The organism is Tistrella mobilis (genome assembly GCF_041468085.1).
Taxonomy (GTDB): Bacteria; Pseudomonadota; Alphaproteobacteria; order Tistrellales; family Tistrellaceae; genus Tistrella; species Tistrella mobilis_A.
The window spans coordinates 4,496,567-4,518,024 of record NZ_CP121017.1 but is presented as its reverse complement, the minus strand read 5'-3'; the positions used below and the strand labels follow the sequence as shown (position 1 = coordinate 4,518,024).

The 21,458-nt window shown below is 68.0% G+C and carries 22 protein-coding genes and 1 pseudogene; 7 read left to right on the top strand and 16 right to left on the bottom strand.

The features are described from left to right. Positions 1-52: 52 nt before the first annotated feature. The 5 genes from P7L68_RS25960 to P7L68_RS25940 all read right to left on the bottom strand — a co-directional run bounded on the left by P7L68_RS25960 (position 53) and on the right by P7L68_RS25940 (position 5,108). A complete protein-coding gene (locus P7L68_RS25960; protein ID WP_372002688.1) occupies positions 53-763 on the bottom strand; it encodes an RraA family protein in 711 nt (236 codons plus the stop codon). Between the two features lie 41 nt (positions 764-804). Further along, on the bottom strand, positions 805-2,193 hold the full coding sequence (locus tag P7L68_RS25955) for a hypothetical protein (protein ID WP_372002687.1): 1,389 nt from the start codon (positions 2,191-2,193) through the stop codon (positions 805-807). Between the two features lie 50 nt (positions 2,194-2,243). Continuing rightward, positions 2,244-3,197, bottom strand: coding sequence for an aminotransferase class IV (locus P7L68_RS25950; protein WP_372002686.1), 954 nt, complete (start codon positions 3,195-3,197; stop codon positions 2,244-2,246). A 90-nt stretch (positions 3,198-3,287) separates the two neighbouring features. Then, positions 3,288-4,052, bottom strand: coding sequence for a TenA family transcriptional regulator (locus P7L68_RS25945; protein WP_372002685.1), 765 nt, complete (start codon positions 4,050-4,052; stop codon positions 3,288-3,290). A gap of 69 nt (positions 4,053-4,121) precedes the next feature. Further along, the gene (locus tag P7L68_RS25940; protein WP_372002684.1) at positions 4,122-5,108 is read right to left on the bottom strand and encodes a hypothetical protein; all 987 of its coding nucleotides are present in this window, start codon (positions 5,106-5,108) and stop codon (positions 4,122-4,124) included. A 301-nt stretch (positions 5,109-5,409) separates the two neighbouring features. Between P7L68_RS25940 and gluQRS the strand changes: the two genes are divergently transcribed. Then, positions 5,410-6,318: a tRNA glutamyl-Q(34) synthetase GluQRS gene (gluQRS, locus tag P7L68_RS25935; protein WP_372002683.1), complete on the top strand. Its 909-nt coding sequence runs from the start codon at positions 5,410-5,412 to the stop codon at positions 6,316-6,318. 201 nt (positions 6,319-6,519) lie between these two features. Here gluQRS and P7L68_RS25930 read toward each other — a convergent pair whose 3' ends face one another. Together P7L68_RS25930 and P7L68_RS25925 are read right to left on the bottom strand one after the other, a co-directional pair. Continuing rightward, positions 6,520-6,840, bottom strand: coding sequence for a hypothetical protein (locus P7L68_RS25930; protein ID WP_372002682.1), 321 nt, complete (start codon positions 6,838-6,840; stop codon positions 6,520-6,522). Between the two features lie 451 nt (positions 6,841-7,291). Beyond that, the gene (locus P7L68_RS25925; RefSeq protein WP_372006792.1) at positions 7,292-8,407 is read right to left on the bottom strand and encodes an ISAs1 family transposase; all 1,116 of its coding nucleotides are present in this window, start codon (positions 8,405-8,407) and stop codon (positions 7,292-7,294) included. A 284-nt stretch (positions 8,408-8,691) separates the two neighbouring features. Between P7L68_RS25925 and P7L68_RS25920 the strand changes: the two genes are divergently transcribed. Continuing rightward, on the top strand, positions 8,692-9,207 hold the full coding sequence (locus P7L68_RS25920; protein WP_372002681.1) for a hypothetical protein: 516 nt from the start codon (positions 8,692-8,694) through the stop codon (positions 9,205-9,207). Positions 9,208-9,267: 60 nt separating this feature from the next. Here P7L68_RS25920 and P7L68_RS25915 read toward each other — a convergent pair whose 3' ends face one another. After that, positions 9,268-10,599 carry an adenylate/guanylate cyclase domain-containing protein gene (locus tag P7L68_RS25915; protein ID WP_372002680.1) on the bottom strand — a complete coding sequence of 444 codons (1,332 nt, stop codon included), beginning with the start codon at positions 10,597-10,599 and terminating at the stop codon, positions 9,268-9,270. A gap of 155 nt (positions 10,600-10,754) precedes the next feature. On the opposite strand from P7L68_RS25915, the gene P7L68_RS25910 reads away from it, so the two are divergent. Together P7L68_RS25910 and P7L68_RS25905 are read left to right on the top strand one after the other, a co-directional pair. Then, the gene (locus P7L68_RS25910; RefSeq protein WP_372002679.1) at positions 10,755-11,447 is read left to right on the top strand and encodes a glutathione S-transferase family protein; all 693 of its coding nucleotides are present in this window, start codon (positions 10,755-10,757) and stop codon (positions 11,445-11,447) included. A 6-nt stretch (positions 11,448-11,453) separates the two neighbouring features. Continuing rightward, positions 11,454-12,356, top strand: a complete 903-nt coding sequence (locus P7L68_RS25905; protein ID WP_372002678.1) for an MBL fold metallo-hydrolase — start codon at positions 11,454-11,456, stop codon at positions 12,354-12,356. 4 nt (positions 12,357-12,360) lie between these two features. Here P7L68_RS25905 and pqqE read toward each other — a convergent pair whose 3' ends face one another. The 7 genes from pqqE to P7L68_RS25870 form a co-directional block, all read right to left on the bottom strand. Next, positions 12,361-13,425 carry a pyrroloquinoline quinone biosynthesis protein PqqE gene (gene pqqE, locus P7L68_RS25900; RefSeq protein WP_372002677.1) on the bottom strand — a complete coding sequence of 355 codons (1,065 nt, stop codon included), beginning with the start codon at positions 13,423-13,425 and terminating at the stop codon, positions 12,361-12,363. Next, positions 13,422-13,712, bottom strand: coding sequence for a pyrroloquinoline quinone biosynthesis peptide chaperone PqqD (gene pqqD / locus P7L68_RS25895; RefSeq protein ID WP_372002676.1), 291 nt, complete (start codon positions 13,710-13,712; stop codon positions 13,422-13,424). The genes pqqE and pqqD overlap by 4 nt, the downstream gene beginning before the upstream one ends. Continuing rightward, positions 13,709-14,452, bottom strand: a complete 744-nt coding sequence (gene pqqC, locus P7L68_RS25890; protein WP_372006965.1) for a pyrroloquinoline-quinone synthase PqqC — start codon at positions 14,450-14,452, stop codon at positions 13,709-13,711. The genes pqqD and pqqC overlap by 4 nt, the downstream gene beginning before the upstream one ends. Before the next feature lie 17 nt (positions 14,453-14,469). After that, positions 14,470-15,381, bottom strand: coding sequence for a pyrroloquinoline quinone biosynthesis protein PqqB (pqqB, locus tag P7L68_RS25885; protein ID WP_372002675.1), 912 nt, complete (start codon positions 15,379-15,381; stop codon positions 14,470-14,472). A gap of 6 nt (positions 15,382-15,387) precedes the next feature. Beyond that, entirely contained in the window at positions 15,388-15,513 is a 126-nt protein-coding gene (pqqA, locus tag P7L68_RS25880) for a pyrroloquinoline quinone precursor peptide PqqA (RefSeq protein ID WP_372002674.1), read from the bottom strand. Positions 15,514-15,626: 113 nt separating this feature from the next. Next, positions 15,627-16,892 (bottom strand): 23S rRNA (adenine(2503)-C(2))-methyltransferase RlmN, encoded by a 1,266-nt coding sequence (gene rlmN / locus P7L68_RS25875; RefSeq protein ID WP_372002673.1) that lies wholly within the window; start codon positions 16,890-16,892, stop codon positions 15,627-15,629. Positions 16,893-16,959: 67 nt separating this feature from the next. Then, positions 16,960-17,514, bottom strand: coding sequence for an invasion associated locus B family protein (locus P7L68_RS25870; RefSeq protein WP_372002672.1), 555 nt, complete (start codon positions 17,512-17,514; stop codon positions 16,960-16,962). 274 nt (positions 17,515-17,788) lie between these two features. Between P7L68_RS25870 and P7L68_RS25865 the strand changes: the two genes are divergently transcribed. Continuing rightward, complete coding sequence (locus tag P7L68_RS25865) at positions 17,789-18,508, top strand: Bax inhibitor-1/YccA family protein (RefSeq protein ID WP_372002671.1); 720 nt, start codon at positions 17,789-17,791, stop codon at positions 18,506-18,508. A 98-nt stretch (positions 18,509-18,606) separates the two neighbouring features. Continuing rightward, positions 18,607-19,551, top strand: a pseudogene (locus tag P7L68_RS25860) (adenylate/guanylate cyclase domain-containing protein); the annotation flags it as partial. Between the two features lie 56 nt (positions 19,552-19,607). On the opposite strand, the gene P7L68_RS25855 reads toward P7L68_RS25860, so the two are convergent. Further along, on the bottom strand, positions 19,608-20,255 hold the full coding sequence (locus tag P7L68_RS25855) for an SOS response-associated peptidase (RefSeq protein WP_372002670.1): 648 nt from the start codon (positions 20,253-20,255) through the stop codon (positions 19,608-19,610). A gap of 113 nt (positions 20,256-20,368) precedes the next feature. On the opposite strand from P7L68_RS25855, the gene P7L68_RS25850 reads away from it, so the two are divergent. Next, positions 20,369-21,397, top strand: a complete 1,029-nt coding sequence (locus P7L68_RS25850) for a YbhN family protein (RefSeq protein ID WP_372002669.1) — start codon at positions 20,369-20,371, stop codon at positions 21,395-21,397. Positions 21,398-21,458: the final 61 nt, after the last annotated feature.

Below are 21,458 nucleotides of genomic sequence, written 5' to 3'. Positions count from 1 at the left end.
CGGGACCGGCAGAAACCGTGCGAAGTGGGGCAGGCTCGCCCGCCCTGATCCGTCAGGGCCTGGGGTCGACCTTCAGGGCGAAGCGGTTATAGCCGTGCCGGCGGCGTGCCTCGGCCAGGGGGATGCCGGCGCGGACATCCGCGATCACCCGGGCTTCCATCGCTTCCACCTCGCGCACCAGTCCGGCGACTTCGGCGCGACGCGCTGCGGGCACCGCCACCACGCCCGAATCGTCGCCGACCAGCCAGTCGCCCGGTTCCACGCGCGTGCCCCCCATCGTGACCGGCACCTGGACCGCCACCATGCGCACCCGGTTCTTGCCCGACTTCATATAGGCGGTCAGCGAGAACATCGGATAGTCGAGGGCCATGATCTCGGTGGCATCGCGGCAGGCGCCGTCGATCACCGTGCCGGCGATGCCGCGGCTCTGCGCCAGTGCCGACAGGATGTCACCCCAGACCGTGCACCAGGTGCGGCCGTCATTGGCCAGGGCCACCACATGGCCCGGCGGCACCTGTTCGATGTAATCGGCGGCTGGGGCCGGCTCGCCCGGGGCCACCGGTTCGAAGGCGACGGTGAAGGCCGGGCCGCAGACCCGATGGCCGGGCTTCAGCGGCCGAATGCCGAGGAGGCCGTTGTTGTAGCCAAGCATGTCGAGCACGTCGGAAACCGCGGCGGTCGAGGCGCGCGAGAGCACGGCAAGGACACCGGCATCGTCGAGCGGCAGGGTGTCGGCGGTGGCGGCGGGGCTCTGGTCGGTCATGGGGATGGTTCTTCCATTGTCGTCGGGTCAGGGGACAGGGATCAGGCGGCGTCTGAGGCGAGGCCGGCGGCCCGGCGCGGCTCCGCCACCCGGACGGCGAGTTTGCGCCCGCCTTGGAAGACGTTGACCCGTTCGTTGTTGCTCGCCTTGGCGCCGAAGCCGATGAAACGGCCACCGAAGACGAAGGTATCCAGGCTGACCTTCATCGGCACGCAGTCACCGCTCGCCGGATCGGTGAGGATCGGATAGGTGAGCGGCGGCACATAGCGCTGGGCGATATTGCCCTCGGCGAAACCCTGTTCGATCTTCGCGATCCAGGTGGCGTGATCGGTGTCGCGACCGATGGTGACGCCGTCGCCACGGATGTCGTAGGGCTCTTTCAGCACCCAGTCTTGCGGGCGTTCCATCAGCAGGTCGCGCAGGTCGCGGGCGGCGCCGTCGAACAGGACCTGTTTGCCCGGCTCCAGTTTCGATGCCCAGGGCAGCAGGCGCTCGGCCAGTGCACGTTCATCTTCGGTGAAGTGATGGGCGAAGCGCGGCTCGCGCACCAGCGCCAGGGTGCGCTTGCTCTCGGCCACATAGCGGGCCGGGAAGGGGTTGAGGTGCAGGATGGCGCGCGCCTCGATCGCCGCCACCCAGCGCGGCAGCAGATCGGGATGGTCCGCGGTCAGCCGGCGCCAGTAGACGGTGTTGATCTTGTTCCAGCAAAGATCGATGCGGGTGTCGTCCGTCCAGGCGCCACCGTCGCGAAACTCGACGGCACGCGGGTCGACCACCAGGGTGCGGGTGCCGAGTGCGGTATAGGCGGCGGCCATTTCGACCGATTCGACATTGGCTTTGCCGTCTTCCTGCAGCACGGCCAGCACCGGATCCGGATTGGTGCCGCCCCAGAGCCTGTAGTCTTCCAGGAAGCGTTCGAGCAGGGGGGCACCCTTGTCGAGCGGCAGCTTGCAGATGCCGAGCCCGGCAGCGGCGAGTGGTGCTTCGATCAGATCATCGACCACGGCATTGATCCGGCCGGTGAACATGGTGCCGGCCGGGCTGTCGGCATTGTTCTCCAGCACCACCACCCGGCCGTCCGGCAGGGCGGGATAGCCATCGATCCGGCAGACGCGAACGCTGGAGGGCAGCCCATGAGCGGCAAGCGATGCCGCTTCTTCGGCAGGGTCGAGGGCGATATAGGCCCGGACCTCCGGGTCGGCGCGATAGGCTTCGACCGCCGATTCCAGCAGCGCCACATAGGCTTCAAGGTCGCGGGCATGGGCCTCTACCCGGTCGGCGCGCACCATCAGCGGTGCCGGGGCCAGGTCGAAGGCCTTGTTCTGGAAACGGGGGGCTGCCGCAACGGCGGCGGAGACGCGCCGGGCGAGGCCGGCCCCCTCGGCGGTCAGCCCGGCGAGGACGGTGGCGGCGGCATGCCAGTCGATCATGGCTCTGGACCCTTCTTCGGGGATATGTCCCGGACGGGGAAGTGCGGCGGTCAGGCGACGGCGGCTGTATCGGGAAGCGGCAGGATCAGATCGCCCGCCCCGGCCCGGATGTCGCGCGCGCGTTCGAAATAGCGCGTGATGATCTGCTGTGAGATCGGGGCCGCATCGGCCCGCTTCAGCTTGTGGCCGTCGATCTGGCCGATCAGCGCATATTCAAGCCCGGTGCCGCAAAGGAAGGCCTCATCCGCCGTCCAGGCATCGGCGCGGGTCAGCCGGGTTTCGGCCGTGGGAATGCCAAGTTCCGTGGCGATGTCGAGGGTCAGCGCCCGGGTGATGCTGGGCAGCACGCCTTCCGACAGCGCCGGTGTCATCAGCCGGCCGTTCTTCACCAGGAACAGGATCGCGGTCGGCGCCTCGGAGAGATAGCCGTCGGCATTGGCGAGTACGACATTGTCGAAACCCTGGGACTTCGCCTCCAGCATCGCGATGCGCGCGCCGGCATAGTTGGAGATGTTCTTCGCCGCCGACGGGAAGGCCAGATCATGGGCGCGTTGCCAGGCAGAGAGCTTCACCTTCATCCGCCTGTCGTCGGCCAGCCAGGTCTTGCGTCCCTGGGCGGTGATGGTGACGGTCAGCAGCGGCTGGGCCGCCTGGCCAAGCTCCCCCGGATTGCCGGCCGAGATCGACGGGCGGATATAGGCGTCGTCGGTGACGCCGTTGCGGGCCACCAGTTCGGCGATGATGTCGGGGATGCGGTCGATCCCGGGGTCCGGCAGCCACATCATGCCTGCCGAAGCTGCCAGCCGGTCGAGATGGGGGTGCAGTTCCAGCACCTTCAGCCCGCGGCCATCGGCCGTGCGGTAGATGCGGATGCCCTCGAAGACCGAGACCGCATAGCGCAGCGCAAGGCTGGCGGCATGCAGGGTCGCGGTTTCCCAGGGCACCAGGGCGCCGTCGTGATGGCAGAGCGGAAAGGTCTTCGGTGAACGCACGGGTGTGGGCATGGGGCGGCTTCCGGGGGCGGTGCGTCGGGATGGACGGGGCCGGAGCAGACGAATGACGGCTACCCCGGCCCCGGGGCCGGTCTGGACGGCTCAGGCAGCGACGTCCTGGTAGCGGAACGGCGCTTCGGCCGGGTCATAGAAGTTGCGCAGCATGGCGTCGAAATGGGCATGGCGCAGATCCAGCGCCCGGCTCAGCATGCGCACGCACTGGTCCTGCAGCTCAGGTGTGTTGGCGTAGCGGCGCAGCAGCTCCCGTGCGACCGAGGCATGCTCGTCCTCAAGCTCGCTCACATGATCGTCGCCTTCGGTCGACGAGGCATGGTGAACGAAATAGTCATAGCCCTCGGGCGGCAGCTGATAGACGTCGCGCATGACGTCGAGCATCGAGCGCTTCTGCGGGTTCACGATCGGCGGCTGGCCTTCCATCAGCAGCAGCACCGAGGCGACACCGGCCGTGAAATGGACGGCGGTGTTGTTGCAGACGCCGACATTGTGGTCGATCACCGCCTGGGTCTCGGGCAGCAGCGGTGCCGCCTGAATGTCATCCATGGTGACGCCGACCGAATTGCCGAAGTCGACGAAAGAGAGGAGATGGCGGCGGCTGTCGGTCAGCCGGCCCGTCTCTTCCTCATAAATGTTTTCGACGAGCGAGATGCGCAGCTCGTAGTCGTCGATCCGCGAGGCGATACCCAGGATGTTGCGGGTCCAGAAGTTCTTGATCGGCCAGCGATGGATGACGAAGTTCTGCAGCAGCCGCTGCGTCGCCTTGCCACTCATGATCAGCTGATAGAGAGGGCTGGTCATCTTCTTGCGCTCGGCGATCATGCGGTCGAGCGTTTCGACGAAGTCCGTCATGTCGAACCTTCCAGTCGTCGCGTGGGTGGAGTCGGGTGGGTAGAACGGGAAAACGGGGGCCGTGGCGGCTCAGGCTGCGCCGCGTGCCAGAGCGTCTGCCTCTGCAGCCTGCGTCAGACCGGCCAGCCGGCCGGCGAGCACATCCAGGAAGGCGCTGCCGTCACGAACTGCGTCTTCGCGCAGCGCCCTCAGATCATCGAGATTGAGGTTCATCGAGGCGGCCAGGCAGTTCTCGTAGAGTGCGAAGGCCCGCCGGTCGACCCAGTCCAGCAGATGCTCCGAGATCAGCCGAGCCAGGCGCTCATGAGCGAAGGCCCGGCCCTGGTTGCGGTGCAGATGCACGGCCAGCGCTTCGGTCTGGCAGTTGCCACCGCCCTTGCCCATGCCGCCGAGAGACCCGTCGACAATGACGGCGCCGGCCTCCATGGCCGCGAGCGTATTAGCGAAGCCGAGACGGAGCCCGTCATGGGCATGGAAGCCGATACCGGGCCCGACGGGATCCGTGGCTGCCACGATGTCGGAGATGCGTTGCGAAACCTCGTGGGGATAGAGCCCGCCATTGCTGTCGGCGATATAGAACCAGTTGGCGCCGGCATCCCGGGCCCGCCGCGCCACCTCGGGCGCCAGATCCAGCGGCTGTTCCGAGGCCCGGATCAGATTGATCGCCGCCTCCATGCCCAGAGAGCGGATGCGCTCGGCATGGGTGAGGGCGGCATCAAGCCGGGCCGGGGTCGCCGGCATGCGCACCAGCCGCACGCCCTGATCGGCGAGGCGGGCATAGTCGTCCAGGACCACCTGGTGAACATGCGCCATGACCGTCAGGCCGGTCCGATCCGAAACCCTGCGCATCTGGTCGATATACCAGGCCGGGCAGCAGGCCGCCGGCCGGCCGTCATACAGGGCCTCGTCGTGGGGTCGGTAATAGCCGATCTCCACATAGTCGAGGCCGGATGCCGCAAGCCCTGCCACCAGTGCGGCGGCCTGTTGCGGCGTGAAGCCGTGATCGTTGACATATCCGCCGTCGCGGAGTGTCACGTCGATGACCCTGATCGTCATGATACCACTCCTCAAGCTGGCCCGAGCCCTGCCTGCCCCGGCTGCCCCGGTCCCGCCCGGAGACGTAAGGCCATGGAGACAGGGCACGCGCCGCCCGCGTCGCCCGTGATGGACATTCCGCGTCGCCTGGGGGTTTCATGGTCCTTGCTGCAGACCCTTTACAGCTTTATTGCAATATGAAACCCAAACCATAACGACCTCTGGTTGATATCCTCTGCCAGGACAGGACCGTGAGTCAATTATCGTTTTTATTAATCGTCCCATGGTTGCATATGCACCTGAAAGACCCGGAGAAGGCCGGATGAGCCAGACGATCGATCCCGTGCCTCCGGCCCTGATGCCGGTCACCCGCTTCGCGCCGAGCCCGACGGGGCTGTTGCATCTGGGCCACGCACTTTCTGCGATCCTGTCTTATGATTACGCCCGGGCGCATGGCGGGCGTTTCGTCTTGCGGATCGAAGACATCGACATCACCCGGTGCCGCCCTGAATTCGTCGACGCGATCTTCCGGGACCTGGATTGGTTGGGGTTGGGCTGGGATGGCGAGGTACGCCGGCAATCGGAGCACTTCGACGCCTATCGCAACGTCCTGGACGAGCTGACGGCACGGGATCTGGTCTATCCCTGCTTCTGCACCCGGTCGGAGATCGAGGCCGAGATTGCGGCCAGTGCCTCGGCACCACACGGCCCGCCGCCTGCGGGACCCGACGGTCCACTCTATCCCGGCACCTGCCGCAGGCTCGCACCTGCCGTGCGCGCGGCAAGGCTGGCGGACGGGCACCCCCACGCGCTCAGGTTGGACATGGCGGCAGCGCTGGCCGCCCTGGGGCAGGACGCTGCCGACCTCACCTGGACGGACATGGATGCGGGGTCGGTGCGGGCGTCGCCCGCCATTCATGGCGATGTCGTGCTGGCGCGCAAGGACGTGCCGGCCAGTTATCACCTGGCAGTCACGCATGACGATGCCTTGCAGGGCATCACCCACATCATCCGCGGCCGTGACCTTGAGGCGGCGACCCATCTCCACCGGCTGCTTCAGGCGCTGATGGGCTGGCCGGTGCCCGTCTGGCGGCATCACCACCTGCTGACCGACGATCAGGGGCGCCGGCTGGCGAAGCGCACGCCCGGCGTGCGGCTGGCCGATCTGCGTGAGGCGGGGATCACGCCGACGGAGATCCGCCGGCGGCTGGGGCTGGCGCGGCCCGGTTGATCCCGGCTGCCGGACGCGAAAAGCCCGGCCGCGCGGTGGGGCGCCGCGGGCCGGGCTTCGGGGCCGGCATGTCATGGGGATCAGCGCGCACGATCCGGGGGAAGGGGGCGTGGATCGCAGGCGGAGACATGCCGCCGCCGTCCCGGGGCATCATCGGAGGGGCGGATGCGGGTCGGGACGGGTGCGGGGATGGCGGGGGCCTTAGTCGGCCATCGCCTTGAAGGTGATCAGCACCTGGCGGACCTCGACCAGCTGACGGAGCTTGCGGGCCAGCTTTTCGGCCTCGCCCGGCACGACATCATCGAGTTGGACGTCGATATGAACCTCGTCCGCACGACCGCCGACCCGCTGGCTGTGCCAGCGCGACGGCAGCAGGCTGCGCAGGGCGAAGACTTCAAGCACCCGAGACATCGTGCCGACTTCTGCGGCGGCGACCACGAAAAAACAGGCAGTGGCAGGCGCCACCGCTTCGGTGGCCGGGGTGGTATGGGCAGCGGTGGTGGTCAGGGGGGCGGTCAACATCGCGTGGTCCTCGTCGTCGGTGACCGGGAGCCCGCACCTGTCGGGGGCCGTTCTCCGGTCACGGTCTCTGTCCTGACATCCGCCTGCCGCAACCATCACCGGCGGGCAGGGGATATCGAATATCGTCCTCTGGTCTCCCGGTTCTCAGCGGAGAACCGGGCCGATAATTCGAAGACCGGCCCGGCAGGCGTGACGGAGCCGGTGATGTCGGACAGAGACGAAGGCAGGAGAGGTCATCGGGACCAACGCATCGATCTGGTGGTGGGCCGCAGACGCTGTAAAGTTGCAGCAACCCTCATCGCAAGACGGGAAAACCCCCGGCCCTCTCAGAAGAGGACCGGGCCCGTAATTCGCGCAAAGCTGCGCGTATGGCGATATACGATCATGCTCATGGAAGCGATGGTATACCGATGTGTCGGGCTGTCAAGCCCCGCGGCCGCGGCACTCAGGGCTATCGCATTTGCCCGATGACGGATCGGGCGAATGCGTCGGACCATCCGGATCGCTTTCGCTTGCGACGGATGGAGATGGTTGGCCTGGCAGTTTTGAGGACGTTGAGGGCGAGTTTTCGGATGATGGCGAGGTTTTCCGGGCCGTGGTCCTTGCGAGCGCGGGCCTCGTCCTCGCGGAAGGTGGTGTCGAGAACCCAGTGCAGGCCGTTCTCGATGGCCCAGTGGCCGCGGACGGCCTTGGCGAAGGCGGCGGCGGACAAGCGGGCGGAGGAGAGGTAATAGCGGGTAGATGTGCTTGTCTTTCCGTCCCGCTCGACGGTGGCGACGACCCGGGCGATGGTGGCGAGCGCCGGCATGGCAGGCCGGTCGGGGTCCCGCTTTTCCGGGAACAGCCAGTCGACGTCATGAACCACCTCGTGCCGACGGATCTCCAGACGGCCGTGGTCTGCGTCGGTGGTTTGCAGCGTCTCGGCCGGCGCCGTCGCCGGATCGGCGAACCAGGTCTCGACGTCGGCAAGGGTGGCGGGGCGGTTTTTCTTCAGCGCGAAGAGGTAGTCGCCGCCGCGCTCCAGCACGAGGCGCGCCGTCTCGCCCTGGCAGTGGATCGCGTCAGCGGTGACGAGCATGCCCTTCAGATCGATGATGGCGAGGAGGGCGCGGGCGGCGGTGATCTCGTTGCCGCCCTCTGGAACCGCCGCCTGGCCGAGCACCAGCCCGGCCTCGCCGGCAAAGGCGCTCACCACGTGCAGCGCGCTCTTACCCGCAGCCCGGTCAAACGAACGCCGGAGCGTTTTGCCATCAATGGCGATTACGCCGGGACCATCGGCTCCGAGATCGTCGAGGAACTGTGAGAAGCACGCCGACAACGCTGCGGGATCGATCAGGCGGAACAGCCGCGAGAACGTGTCATGGCTTGGCAAGCCGTTGGGAAGGCTGAGAAACTCCCGGAAGAGCTCCTCGCGGTCCTCTGCGAAGTCGGCAAAATCGACGCAGCTCTCGCAGCCGCAGATCGAAGCCGTCAGCGCGATCACCAGGAGGTCCAGAAGCTCATGGCGTCTCGCGTTACCCGTGCGCGGGTCGGGCACCTGGCGCAGGATGGTGATCAGAGATGGCATCGGTTCCTCCTTGGAACCGAATAAAGAATCCATCTCTGACCATTCCGCTACCCGGGATTTTCAAATGCGATTCCCCTGGGATGGTCCGGCAGGACGGCCCGGGAAAGGCGATCAGCCGGACGACTGCAAAACCTGTGTGTACCTGATCTGCATGAGCGCATAATCGGAGGATCATCTGCCTGAAGGGTGGCACATCCCGCTGCCTGCAACAGATCCGCCGACAGAGGGCCCGCATATTGTATACGGCCTTCACACTGTCTCTGCTCCGCGATCCGGCTGTCGCCATGCCGCGATCCTCCGTGATATCGGGCGCGCCAGGCAGCGTCATCGGGCGGCGTCTGCTGCCGGCCGTGACGATCATGGCGCTGGCCGCATCGATGCATTCGGCTGAAATGATGGACCGCGCAGGCGTAACGGCCCTGATCATTCTTGCGGGCAGCATGATGATCCTGGACATGCGCCGCCTTGCCAGGGGCTGCACGGCATCCGGCCATCTCACCGAGCCCGCCCCGGAAACCGAAGCCGGCTTCGCGGCGATCGCCCGCGCCGCCCGGCATTTGGGCACCGGCGTCTGCCGGGCCGGCATGGTACTGGGCGCCCTGCTGGTGACGAGTGCGGCCTGGCCGCTGCTGACCGGTACCGGCGCAACCCGGATCGTCGGCGGGCTTGGCACCGCGCTGGCGCTGGTGCCGTTCGCGGCCGCCTGCCTGCTCGCCGAACTCGCCAGGACATCCCTGTCGACTCGCGATGACGACGGATCATCGGGCAGGTACTTCCGGACGCTCAGAACCAGCCGGTAAAGCCCGCTCCAGGGTATTCGGGACAGCTACCTTTCCGTGCCGCGTCGGCCGCCGCCAGCATCACGAGGTAGCTTCGATCGCCACCAGCGCCACCGCCCCGTCGAGCCCGTCGACCGGCTGTGCCCCAAGCCGCCGGAGGCCAGCACCCGGCCCGGCCCGCCAGCCGGCCGCTTCCGCGGCATCGACCACTGCCGCCTCGGCAAGGGCGGCGACGCCGGCCCTGCGGGTGTGCTTCTCGATCTTGGCCGCCAGGTTGACCGGGGCGCCGATCACCGTCAGTTCCAGCCGGCTTTCATCGCCGACCGCACCGAAGACCACCCGGCCTCCGGCAATGCCGATGCCGACCGCGACCGGATCCAGCCCGCCCAGCCGGCGGGCCTCGTTCCAGCGGGCCATCGCATCGAGCACGGCGGTGGCCGCCGCCATCGCCCGGGCGCCATGGGCCGGGTCGGGCGCGACGGCGCCGAAAGTCGCCATGATGCCGTCGCCCAGAAACTTGTCGATCGCACCGCCCTCGGCCTGGATCACCGGCACCAGCCGGGCCTGATACTCGGCAAGCAGGCTCATCAACGCATCCGGCGCCAGCCGCTCGCTCATCCGGGTGAAGCCGCGGATATCGATCATCATGATCGTCGCCTCGCGTTCGGCCCCCGAACCCGGCGTCATCGCCAGCCCGGTCTCGGCGATGCGCCGGGCGACGTCGGGCGCAAAGAAGCGGGCGAGCGAAGCCCGTGCCGCACCCTCTTCCTCGGCACGCACCAGCAGGGCCCGCGCCCGGGCGAGCCCCGCCGCCAGCACCACCGTCACCACCAGGATGACCACGATCTTGTCGATCTCGGCGCCGATCAGAACCAGCGGCCCGCTCATATAGGCGACATAGTCGCGGGTGATCACCCCCATGCCGCCCCCCTCCCAGAGGGCATAGAACAGCAGCGCCAGCCAGCCGCCTGCAGCCGCCATCCCCGCCAGCAGCACATAGCGCGGCTCGAAGCGCAGGCAGCGCAGGGCGATGAAGATGAACACATAGATGAAGGTCGGCGCCTTCAGATAGAAGGCGGCCGGCTGGTGGTACTGGATATGGAAGCTCCAGATCAGCCCGATCAGCAACGCCATATCGGCCACCACCGACAGCGCCAGATACCAGCCCGGCAGCGGCCCCAGATAGGCGAGTTTCAGCCGGATGGCGGTGAAGACCGTATAGATCCCCAGCGCCCAGGGCACCGGCATGAACATGAGGTCCGAGCCCCCGGCCCTGGGGCTGACCAGATAGAGTGTGCCGAACAGCAGGATGATGCCGACCTGCGCCCAGCCGACCAGACGCTCGGCCCCGGCCTCGGCCTCGGCAATCGCCATCTGCAACCGCGCCGGCATGCCACCCGGCGGCCGGCGCATCCACCCGAACCTCATCCCTGATCCCCCGCACAACCTCGTAGACCCGAGCTTAGGGCGAGCCGGTTTCGGGGCCAAGGGTGAGACGGTCCTGGTCGACAGCGACCACATTTCGGCCGCATCATGTGGCGCCGCCCCGATCAGGAGATGTCGCCCGCATGTACCGTCTGCACATCGCCAACAAGCACTATTCGTCCTGGTCACTCCGCCCCTGGGTGCTGATGCGGACTTTGGGCATCCCGTTCGAGGAGGTGCTGACTCCCTTCGACGGAAGCAGCAACTGGCATCGTTTCCGGGCCTTCTCCCCTACCGGCACGGTTCCATGTCTGGACGCCGGCGATGTCGTGGTCTGGGAATCCCTCGCCATCGTTGAATTCCTGGCGGAGCGTCATGCCGGGGTCTGGCCGGCAGATCCGGCCGCCCGTGCCTGGGCGCGCGCCGCCGCAGCCGAAATGCATGCCGGCTTCTCCACTCTGCGCAACCGTTGCCCGATGGCGGTGGGGGTACGTGTCAGGCTCCGCGACCATCCCCCGGCGCTGGTCCGCGATCTGGCCCGGCTGGCGGAACTCTGGAACGAGGGCCTCACCCGTTTCGGCGGCCCCTTCCTTGCCGGCAACCGGTTCAGCGCCGTGGATGCCTTCTTCGCTCCGGTCGCCTTCCGTATCCAGAGCTACGGCCTCGTCCCGGGGGGTACCGCCGATGTCTATACCCGTCATCTGCTCGCCCTGCCGGCGATGGCAGACTGGTATGCGGCCGGTCTGGCCGAACCCTGGCGAGATGCCGCTCACGAGACGGATATCGCCGCGACCGGCACGGTGCTTGCCGACCTCCGCGCACCCCTGAAAGGTTGATCGCGGATGGCCGTCGAGATCCCCTATGTCCGCGAGATGAGCTTCGATTACGGCCGCCTGGAGGAGGTTGCGCCGGGCCTGCGCCGGATCGTGGCCCGCAATCCTTCGGCCTTCACCTATTACGGCACCGGTACCTATGTGGTCGGCCGCGGCCGGGTGGCGGTGATCGATCCGGGGCCGCGCATCGCCGCCCATATCGACGCCCTGCTCGACGGGCTTGGGCGAGAGACGGTCAGCCATATCCTGGTGACCCACACCCATACCGACCACTCCCCTGCAGCCACTCTGCTCAAGGCGGCGACCGGCGCCGAGAGCTGGGGCTTCGGCCCTCATGGCACAGGCCGTGACGAGGGCGGAGCCCGCGTCGAGGAAGGCGGCGATCTGGATTTCGATCCCGACCACCGCCTGACCGATGGCGACGTCGTACACGGCGACGGCTGGACGATCGAGGCGGTGCACACCCCCGGCCACACCTCCAACCACCTCTGCTTCGCCTGGAAAGAGGCCGGGATCCTGTTTTCGGGCGACCATGTCATGGGCTGGTCGACCAGTGTCATTGCTCCACCCGACGGTGAGATGGGCAGCTATCTGCACAGCCTGACGAAGCTGCTCGACCGGCCGGAGACGGTCTACTGGCCGACCCACGGGCCGGTGATCACCGATGCCCATGCCCATGTCCGGGCCTTCATCGCCCACCGCGCCGAACGCGAGACCCAGATCCTGAACAGGCTGGCGCTGGGGCCGGCCAGCATCATGGGCATGGTCCGCGAGATCTATGCCGCGGTCGATCCGCGGCTGCATCCGGCTGCCGCCCGCTCGGTGCTGGCCCATCTGCTGCACATGCATGACCGCGGTCTGGTGACGGCGGATGGCGTGCCGGGGCTGGAGGCGGTCTGGCGGCGGGTCTGAGGGATCACCGCCCCCGATAGACATAGCTGTCGACCGGCCGTGGCGGCGGCGCCACTCGGGCGCGATGCGGCGAGCGATGGCAGACCGGATCGGTGGCAGCGGCATCGCCGGTCAGCGCCAGGGCCTGACAGCGGCAGCCGCCGAAGTCGATCTCGCGGCGGGCGCAGGACCGGCAGGGCTCTGGCATCCAGGCCGTGCCGCGGAAACGCCGGAAGGCGGGAGACTCCGCCCAGATCCGGTCGAGCGTATGGTCGCGCACCGACCAGAACGCCAGCCCCGGAATGGTCTCGGCGGCATGGCAGGGCAGCGCACGGCCGGACGGCGTCACATTGATCACCCGCCGCCCCCAGCCGCCCATACAGGGCTTGGGTGTATCCGCGAACTGGTCGGGAACGACATGGTCGATGGCGATGCCGGCGGCGGGCATCAGCCGCTCCACCAGCCGGACCGCATCCAGCGCCGCCTCGCGGTCGGGCAGAAGCGCCGCCCGGTTCACCGATGCCCAGCCGTGATACTGGGCATGGGCAATTTCCACCCGCCCCGCCCCCAACTCACGCGCCAGCGCGATCATGTCTGCCAGCCGGGACAAGTTGGCGCGATGGACCACGACATTGACGGTCAGCGGCAGGCCGGCCGCCACCACATCGGCCGCAACCCGGCGCTTGGTCCGGGCCGCCCCCTCGCGACCCGCGATCCGGTCGGCCGACAGGTCGTCGGCATCCTGGATCGAGAGCTGGACATGGTCGAGCCCGGCTGCCGCCAGCGCCTCGATCCGTGCCTGGGTCAGCCCCAGCCCGGAGGTGATCAGATTGGTATAGAGCCCGGCGCGGGCGGCATGACCGGCCAGAACGACCAGATCGGGCCGCGCAGCCGGTTCGCCGCCCGAGAGATGCAGCTGCAAGACCCCGAGGGCCGCCGCCTGATCGAAGACACGGCACCAGCCGGCGGTATCGAGTTCGTCGGAACGTCGCTCCAGGGCTAGCGGGTTTGAACAATACGGGCAGGCCAGCGGGCAGCGATGGGTCAACTCCGCAAGCAGACCGAGGGGTGGCGGAAGAGCTTCCGTCATGCCAGCACCACCAGCCGGCGGCGAACCAGATCGGCGATCAGGGCCCGGATATCCGCCTCGACCCGGGCTGGGTCGGCACTGAAGCGGCCGGCCAGATCCGAGGCCATGGTTGCGATGGAGACCTCGCCGGTACAGGCCTCAAGCACCGCCAGGGCGCTTGGATTGGCCTCGACCACGCTTTCCGGCGCCAGCAGAACGACGCGATCCCGCACCGGATCCCGGCGCAATCGCACACCGCGCGCCAGCAATGGCCGCACAGACGGATCGGGCAGGTCGCAGCCGCTCACGTCCACACCCCGTCGACATGGGGGGCCCAGGCGCCGGGCGGCAGCTGGCCGGTGACATAGCCATGCCAGAGCGCATCCAGTTGCGCCCAGAGCACCCCGGTCTTGAAGACCAGCGCGTCGACCACCGCCTGCTGTGCCTCGACTGTCGTCGCATGCCGGCGGACATAATCGAGGGCGAAGACCACGTCACGCTCCGCCTGGGGCGGGCGGGCAGTAAAATAGGCGAGTGCACGCTCGTCGACGAAATCGTAATGGGCGAGCATGCCGCTCACCCGTTCGCCGATGACCTTCGGTGAAAAGAGCTCGGTCAACGAGGAGGCAATGGCTTCGGGCAGCGGCCGGGTGGCACAGAACCGGACATAGGCCTCGACCGCAAAATGCGTCGCAGGCAGGGCCGCCCGGCCGGAGACCACCAGCTCCCGGTCCAGTCCCAGGGCATCGGTCAGATGCAGCCAGCGGGCGATACCCCCCTCCCCATCTGCCTCACCGTCATGATCGATGATCCGCTGCCGCCAGGCGCGGCGAAGCGCCGGGTCGTCCATACGGGCCAGGATGGTGGCATCCTTGCGCGGGATCGCCGCCTGATAAAGATAGCGGTTCAGCGCCCAGGCCTGGACCTCGACGCGGGTACAGCCGCCGCCATGCAGGCGGCGATGGAAGGGATGGCGGTCGTGATACCGTCGCCGACCCACCTCGCGCAGTACCGCCTCCAGCCCGTCGGGCGTCAGCGGGGCCTCGATCCGGGGCAGCGGGTCGTTCACAGCAGGACCTCCATACCATCATGGGCGACCTCCCAGCCTGCCGCCTCCACCAGACGACGTTCGGGCCCGCCCTCGATCAGGATCGGGTTGGTGTTGTTGATATGGACATAGACCCGTCGGCCGACGCGGATATCGGCAAGGCCGGCGAGCGAGCCCCGGGGCCCGTCGATCGCCAGATGACCCATGCGCGCCGCCGTCTTCGGCGACAGGCCGAGCCGCGGCATCTCGTCGTCGGTAAAGGTGGTGCCGTCGAAGAACAACACCTCCGCCCCGCGGGCACGCGCCAGAACCGCGGGCGTGATCGCGGCGCAATTGGGCAGGCACACGGCCCGCCGGCCGCCGGCTTCGAACACGAAACCCAGCACCCGGCCATCCTCGACCGCCGTCTCCGCCGGATCGACCGTACCGCTTTCCATATAGAGCGGCACCTTGCCCGGGGCGGGAAAGGCCGTCATCGTCAGCCCGCCCACCAGATCGACCGGCCGGTCGAGGGGCAGCGGCCGCCGCTCCACAATCCCCTCGGCCAGCACGTCGAAGATCCGGTTGGCGGCCAGGATGTCCAGCGTGGCCTGGGCCGCATGCAGGCGGAACGGCTGACGCTCACGCAGGCTCAGCAGGCCGGCGGTATGATCGACATCGCCATTGGCGAGCACCACCTCGGCAATCGGGCTGTGCCGGGCCCCCTGTGCCGGATGCAGGGCCGGCGTGGCCAGGATCTGGGCCCGAAGATCGGGCGAGGCGTTGAGCAGCACCCAGGATCGGCCATCATCGCCCGAGAGTGCCAGGCTGGACTGCGTGCGCGGCCGCACCCGCGCGTCGCCCGCCCAGGCCAGCGCACAGACCGGGCAACGGCAGTTCCATTGCGGGAAGCCGCCACCCGCCGCGGCACCGAGCACGAGGATCCGCACCCGTCGTCAGCCTTCGACGCCGGTGGTCTCCGCGTCGGTCGCGTCTTCCGGGGTGATGAAATCGGCCGGCATGTAGCCGTTGATTTCCATGCCAACCCGGGTCTCGACGATCTGGGGCGTGGTCCAGTTCATGATGCAGGATCTCCGCGAGAAGTGTGGGTGCGCCTGATTCCATATGGAGCCGTTGCGTACCGTCGACACCCCCAACCTGCGGAAAACCGTGCCGGTTCCCTGACGACGCCCCGTCAGTGCAGGGCGAGTGCCGCGGCCATGGCTTCACGCTCGGCAGCGTCCATCACCTCCGGCTCAGGGGGCGGGACGGCCTCACGGCTCTTGCGGGCGCGCTCGCTGGCAGATTTCAGCTGACCGCAGGCGGCCAGAATGTCACGGCCGCGGGGCGTGCGCACCGGCGAGGAATAGCCCTGATCGTTCAGATAGGTCGCGAAATTGCGGATCTGGGTCCAGGACGAACATTCGAAGGTCGAGCCCGGCCAGGGATTGAACGGAATGAGATTGACCTTGGCCGGAATGCCGTCGAGCAGACGGACCAGTTCACGCGCATCGGCCAGGCTGTCGTTCACGCCCTTCAACATGACGTATTCGAAGGTGATCCGCCGGGCATTGCTGGCCGCCGGGTAGGTCCTGCAGGCCTCCATCAACTCGGCGATCGGGTACTTACGGTTGATAGGCACCAGCATGTCGCGGACATCGTCGGTCACCGCATGCAGCGACACCGCCAGATTGACGCCCAGCTCTTCGCCGCAGCGCTGCATCATCGGTACCACGCCGGAGGTCGAGAGCGTGATCCGCCGCCGCGACAGCGCCACGCCTTCGCCGTCCATCACGATGCGCATGGCCTTGGCGACGGCGTCGAAATTGTACAGCGGCTCGCCCATGCCCATCAGGACGATGTTCGAGATCAGCCGGTTGGCATCGGTCGGCGTCGGCCATTCACCCAGCCGGTCGCGGGCGACCAGCATCTGGGCGGTGATCTCGGCTGCCGAAAGGTTGCGCACCCAGGTCTGGGTACCGGTATGGCAGAACTTGCAGGTCAGGGTGCAGCCCACCTGCGACGAGACGCAGAGCGCACCGCGGCCGTCATCGGGAATGTGGACGGTTTCAACCTCACGACCGTCGGCGAAGCGCAGCAGCCATTTGGCCGTGCCGTCGCTCGACAGCTGATCGGTGGTGACCTCCGGCCGGCCGATGACGAAATGTTCGGCCAGCTTCGCCCGGAACGCCTTCGGCACATTGGTCATGTCGTCGAAGTCGCGGGCGCCGCGGAAATACATCCAATGCCAGAGCTGCTTGGCCCGGAACGGCTTCTCGCCCAGGGCCGCCATCTCGGCTTCCAGTTCCTGGCGGTCCAGCCCGATCAGCGTACGCCGGCCGTCACCGGGCACCAGCGTGACCGGGGCGGTGGTCTGCGCGATCTTTTCGGCCGCGGCCGGGCGCCGGAGCGCCGCAGTGGCGGTGGTGCCCTCGGGCACCGGCTGGACGACGATGGTCATGAACAGGGTCTGCCAGGGTTGGAGGTCGTGGGAGGCGGCAGCCGGAACGGGTTGCCGCCGGGGATCATCAGCTACCGCACTTGGCGATTTCGCTCATGCCGGCGGTGACGCCGCTCAGGCTGTAGGTGTCGGTGGTCGAAACACTGCCCTCGCGAGCGGTGCCCTTCACCACCATGTTGGCACCGGCGCGCATGGCATCCAGAAGCTTGCGGTCGGTGTCGGCATCGCGTGCCCAGGCGGTTTCGCCGTCGGTGAACAGCGAGAAGTTGTTGCCGCCGATGGTCACGGCCACCTCGCTGCCGGGCTTGTAGGCGTAGCCTGCGAAAACGCTGACCTCGGTGACCATCCGGCCGCCGCTGTTGCGGCGGTTGACCATCACCCGGGCGTCGCCGCGGCCCTTCACCTCGCCCTGGCGCTGCTTGGGCGCGGTCGCGATCCAGCAGGAGACGGCCTTGCCCGAGCCGGACTTGAACGCGGTCCAGTCGCCGAAGGTACCAAGCAGGCTGATTTCCTGCGCCTGGGCCGGTGCAACACCGGTTACGGGCAGGGCGACAAGACCCATGGCCGCGACGACGGCGACCATGGCGAGACGGCGGAAGGCGAAAGCGGACGGACGGTTCATCGGATCACCGGAGGTTGGTGGGTCCACCGAGGCGGGGCAGGGGAGAAGGCAGTCCGCGGCAGCGGGGGAACCAGGATATGTCGCCGGCACCGCCGGCCGGACCCGGAAAGACTGGTCCCGACGGGGCCTGATTTCAAGCACGGGTCCGGATGTTGCCACGGATCGGGAGGGCCGCCTCCCTTGATCGGCCGGCCAGGCCCGGCCATATTTGCAACGGGCCCCCGGCCACGGGGGTTATCGCACAGGCCCATAAACGTTTTCAAGGATGCGGCACATGGCCTACGACACCCGCAGGGCATACGACGCGGGGGCGGCGTCGAGGGCGGTGGCCTTCGATGCCGGGCTGCGCACCTATATGCTCGGCATCTACAACTATATGGCCTCGGCGCTGGCGCTGACCGGCATCGTCGCCATTGCGGTGGCGAGCTCGCCGGATGTCTACACGGCGATCATGGGCACCGGCTTCCGCTGGGTCGCCATTCTGGCACCTCTGGGCTTCGTGCTGGCGCTGTCGGCCGGCATCAACCGGTTCAGCAAGACCACCACCCAGATTCTCTACTGGCTCTACGCGGCCTCGGTCGGGCTGTCGCTGTCGACCATCTTCATGGCCTATACCGGCTCCAGCATCGCGCGGACCTTCTTCGTGACCGCAGCGGCGTTCGGCGGCCTCAGCCTTTATGGCTACACCACGAAGCGCTCGCTCTCCGGCCTCGGCTCGTTCCTGATCATGGGGCTGATCGGCATCATCCTCGCCAGCCTGGTGAACCTGTTCATCGGCTCCACGATGCTGCAGTTCGTGGTCTCGGTGGCGGGCGTGCTGATCTTCGCCGGCCTCACCGCCTACGACACTCAGCAGCTGAAGCAGATGTATGCGGCGAACATGGACGACGAGACCGCCGGCAAGCTCAAGGTGATGGGCGCGCTGCGGCTCTATCTCGACTTCCTGAACCTGTTCATGCTGCTGCTGCAGTTCATGGGCAGCCAGCGCAACTGACGCTGCGGATCCCTGATCCGTGCTATGATCGGCCCGCCTCTCCGGAGGCGGGCCTTTCCTTTATCAGCACCTGTCCCGCGCCGCCGCACCGGTACCCGATGACCCTCACCCATCGCGAGCGTTTCCGCATCCGGATCTTCCTGGTGATCATGGCGGTCGGCCTGATCGACGGCTTCCTCTACAGCTTCAACTATGGCGTGGGACTGGAGACTCAGCTGCGCGGCACGGTCACCGGCCTGCTGGTCGTACTGCCGATCGGCCTCTGGGAGACCTGGCTGTCGACTGCAGCGATCGGGCGGTTCGTGCGGCGCCAGCGTGCCGCCGTCACCGTGCTGATCAGCAGCGCGATCTACCTCTCCTCGATCCTGTTCGGTATCCATACCGGCGCAGTGCTGTTCGACGACCCCGACAAAGCCGAGGGCCTTCTGGGCGTCGTCTCGGACGAGAGCTTCGCCTTCGCCGTCGCGATTTCGCTGCTGATGAACCTCATCTTCCAGATCCGCCGCATTCTGGGCCCGGATGTGATGGTTCAGTTTCTGACCGGGCGCTATCACCATCCGCGGGAAGAAGAGCGCGTGATCCTCTTCCTCGACATCCGCGGTTCAACCGCGATCGCCGAGCAGATCGGGGCGCTGCGCTTTCTCGATTTTCTGAACCGGTTCTATGCCGATCTCTCGGAACCGATTCTGGAAACGGGCGGCCAGATCTACCGCTATGTCGGCGACGAGATCATCGTGACCTGGCCCTTGGAGCGGGCCGCGCGCAATGCGGGCTGCTTCCGCCTGCTCCAGCTCGCCGAGGCCGTCATCGCCCAGCATGCAGCCCATTACGAGCGCACCTACGGGACGGTCCCGGCCTGGCGCGCGGCTCTCCATTGCGGCCGGGTCGCCGTGGGCGAACTGGGCGACATCCGCCAGGAAATCGTGCTCATCGGCGATGCGGTGAACGTCACGGCCCGACTGGTCGACCATGCCCGCGCAACCGGCGAAGACGCAGTGGCGAGCGCCGAACTGGTCCGGCGCCTGCAAATCCCGTCGCCGGTCCCCATGCGCCGCCTGGGCACCATCGATATCCGCGGCCGGCGGGAACCGCTGGAAGTTTATGGGCTCGGCGCGCTGCCGCCGAACAGATCCGGCATGGCCGCCGCGGGGGCTGCTTCTGCAACCGAGAGGTCCGGGGTCACGGCCGCCTCCAGCAGGCCAAGCGCCGCCGGAGCAGACATAGCCGGGTCCAGCCAGACCATCGCCTGATCATCGCCGTCAATCAGTGCCGGCATGCGCGGATGGATATGGGCAATGGCGGGGACGGCCGGCCGGGTGATCACGGTAAAGGCCGGATTGCCGGCGGCGTCACAGCCATAGAGCCCGGCCATCGTCAACAGGCCGCCGTCCCGGCGGCCGATCCGGACCCGGCTGCGGCCGCGGCCTTCGGTCCAGGCCGTGGCCGGCACCAGGCAGCGCCGGCCCAGATGCGGCCGGAAGCTCGGCGCTTCCGCCAGGCGTTCGATCCGGGCATTGAACAGCGGGCTGCCGTCCCAGGGTGCCGGCCAGCCCCAGGGCACCAGCCCGACCGCCGCTTCGCCCCCAGCATCGATCAGCAGCACCGGCGCCCTGTCCGTCGGTCGGAATGCCTGAACGCCAAGGGCTGTGTCGAGTGCAGCCGGCAGGCGCGGCAGCCGGCCCAGCAGGCGGGCCAGTACGGCGGCCAGGTCCCCTGCGTTCACCGTCAATTCATAGCGCGAGCACATCGGTCGTTCCGATTCCATCCGCCGGAGCCGGTCATCAGCCTAGGGAGTGACGCATCAGGCTGCAAGTACAGGCGCCCCTCGACTTGGGCGCGCCCGGCCCCATAATCTTCGGGATGACAGCCGACCTGTTTCCGCCACCGGCGCTCGACGCCACCGCCCGCCACAATCCCGTCCGGCCCTCGCGTCGACGGCGCTGGGGCGGTTTTGCCGTCAAGCTCGTGATCACCGTGGCGGCCCTGGCCATTGCCCTGCCCGATGCCGATGGTCGCGCGGTGGCTGCACGGCTTGCTGCGGCGGAACCCGGCTGGATCGCGCTTGCGATCGCGATCGTGCTGGTGCAGACCATCGTCTCCGCCCATCGCTGGCGACGGGCCGCCCGCGCCACCGGTATCCGGCTGCGCACCCGCACGGCCCTTCGGGCGCTGCTGGTCGCAAACGGCTTGGGTCAGGCGCTGCCGGCGTCGATCGGGACCGACGCGGCGCGGCTCGCTCTGGTCCGCCGGCCCGATCGACCAATAGCGGCACTGGTCTCAGGCGTCGTGCTCGACCGGGCGGCGGGGTTGACGGGGCTCGCCATTGCGGCAGCGGCAGCCCTCGCCCTTCTGCCCCATATCGGCGTCCATGCCGAAGCCGCGCCCGAGTTCGGCCTGCTGCCGCTGGCCGCAGCGGTGATCGGCCTTGCCCCGGTGCTTGCGGCCGCGCTTCTCGCCCGCCGTCGGCCAACCCGCTATCCGGATGCCCCCGCCGCCACCCGCAAGGCCCGTCTGGCTGCCGGGGCGGGGCGGGTCCTCGACGATCTCGCCCGGCTGGGACGACGTCCCCGACTGGCCTGGCGGCTGCTCGCGCCGACGCTCGTCGTTCACGCCCTCACCGGCCTCGCCTTCTGGGCGGTGACCCGGGCGCTGGGGCTGGGGCTGGACCCTCTGGCGGGCATTGCCCTCGGCATACTGCTCGCCACCGCCGCCACCCTGCCGATCGCCATTGCCGGCTGGGGTGTGCGGGAAGGCGCCGCCGTCGCCCTGCTGCCGCTTGCCGGCCTGTCAGCCGCCGATGCCTTCGCCGTCTCGATCGCCTTCGGGTTGATGCTGCTTGCCGCCGGCATCGCCGGATTGGCGGCCTGGTTGCTTCCGGCGGGCGACTGACCTGCGCGCCACCCGTCTGGCGCCGCGGGCGATTTCCTGCTATAGCCCCGGCCATTCGCCT